Source organism: Caballeronia sp. (assembly GCF_049581465.1).
Lineage (GTDB): Bacteria > Pseudomonadota > Gammaproteobacteria > Burkholderiales > Burkholderiaceae > Caballeronia.
In genome coordinates, this window is record NZ_JBAUSA010000711.1 from 1 (window position 1) to 1689 (window position 1689).

Here is a 1689-nt window from a genome sequence, read left to right on the forward strand (position 1 = left end):
GACGAGGACAGAAAGCGGACCCAGGTCTGACTCCACCACCGAAACGGCCTGAGAAATGGAGTCCAGCGAAAGCATGTCCATGTGGACCGCGACTGCATTGATGCCGAGCTTGTGCATGTCAGCCGCCTGCGCATTCCCGGCGGCCAAGTCCCTGCAACCCAACGCAACCGCCGCGCCGGCCTTGCCGAGTGCGCTTGCGCATGCAAGGCCAATTCCACGCGTGGCGCCTGTTACCAGAGCGATTTCGCCTACCAGCGAAAAGGCATTATTTCGATCGTCGGTCATAGCTCTGCTCTATTTAAAATTTGCAACGCGGTCCGCGTCTTACCGACCGTTCGATCAGACATCCATGGCGTCTTCCAGTACCGCGCGGAGTTTCGGCGTGCAGGCGATGACGCGATTGCCGCTTTTGAGACATTCCTCCGTCAGAAAGTCGTTGGTCCAGCCGCCCGCTTCGTCAACCAGCAGCACCGCGGCGGCCGCATCCCATGCATTGATGTGCAACTCGCAATAGGCGTCTTGCCTCCCCATCGCGACATAAGCCAGACCAAGCGCGCCTGATCCCCGTCGCTTCACGCCAGCGCCAAGCTCATTCAAACGTGTGAGAACCTTTGCGTACCTGTCGAAAGACGCGCGCGCCGACCAGCCCAACTCAACCACGGACTGCCGTATGTCATCGATCGGACTTACCTTGATCGCCTGACCGTTCAACGTTGCGCCCTGACCTCGCTGCGCAGCAAAGAGTTCGTCGAGCATCGGATCGTAAAGAACACCGATCTCGGCGCGGCCGTCCTGAACAAACGCAATCGATACGCAAAAGTAAGGTACCCCTCGCGCGAAATCCGCCGTTCCGTCGATCGGATCAACGATCCACACTTTTCGGCCAAATGCGCCGCCACCCTCCTCCCCAAAGAAACTATCGTCAGGAAAGGATTCAGCCAGACGCGTGGCAATCAGCTTCTCGACTTCAGCGTCGGTTTCGGTCAGATAGTCCTGCGGGCCCTTGAACTGCAGCTTCAGCATTTCGTCGCGCTGCTGGAACCGTGCGCGAACAAGATGTCCAGCTTCACGCGCGATGGCGCAAGCCGCCAGAAATCGCAAATGCATCGAAACATCAGTCATATATGCCTCAGAAATTTAGACCCACAGAAAACATGAGTGTGCGCGGCGAAACGGTCAGACCGGCAGCGTTCCTTTGCGCACGAGGATGTTCCCGTACACGCGGGTTTCACCGGTCACGATGATGGCGACCGCCTTCGATGCGCGGCTCTTGAAGTCTGACGGCGGCAACGAGCCGACTTCAAGTTGCGGGGCGTGCCGCTTCGCGACTTTCATCAGGTCGCTCATGACCGGCAAGACTTCGTCAGGCTTGTCGCGCACTTCCATACGCACGACGGCTTGCGCGCCGCTGTCGAGAGGTAACACCGACAGGACTGCATCGAGCGTGCGGGGACCGTCAATGCCGTCGTGTCGGATGAGCGTAGGACCGGCGCTCAACGCTGGGTAATTTCTATCCACTATCGCAATGTCCTCGCCGTGTCCCATTGCGCGAAGAATGGCGAGCAGATCGGGGCCGAGGATTGGGTCAATGTTTTTCAGCATGGTGTCTCCAGTTAAACGTCAGTGGCATCTTCGCCGTTTTGATATCCAGCGCAGTTTGCCTCCTATTTGTTTGTATTCTAAACAAAT

3 protein-coding genes are annotated in these 1689 nt (G+C 57.8%); all 3 read right to left on the bottom strand.

Annotated features, from left to right (window positions below; translation table 11 throughout):
• Nucleotides 1-285 (bottom strand): SDR family NAD(P)-dependent oxidoreductase (locus WCA53_RS17470; RefSeq protein ID WP_423913112.1); only part of this gene is annotated, 285 nt, incomplete at its 3' end.
• A 54-nt stretch (nt 286-339) separates the two neighbouring features.
• Complete coding sequence (locus tag WCA53_RS17475) at nt 340-1122, bottom strand: inositol monophosphatase family protein (RefSeq protein WP_423913116.1); 783 nt, start codon at nt 1120-1122, stop codon at nt 340-342.
• A gap of 54 nt (nt 1123-1176) precedes the next feature.
• Nucleotides 1177-1602, bottom strand: coding sequence for an RbsD/FucU family protein (locus WCA53_RS17480; protein ID WP_423913121.1), 426 nt, complete (start codon nt 1600-1602; stop codon nt 1177-1179).
• Nucleotides 1603-1689: the final 87 nt, after the last annotated feature.

What these genes read in the sequence shown, in the direction of transcription:
- WCA53_RS17480 (WP_423913121.1), bottom strand. Translation starts at nt 1,602, where the DNA reads ATGCTGAAAAACATTGACCCAATCCTCGGCCCCGATCTGCTCGCCATT.
- WCA53_RS17475 (WP_423913116.1), bottom strand. Translation starts at nt 1,122, where the DNA reads ATGACTGATGTTTCGATGCATTTGCGATTTCTGGCGGCTTGCGCCATC.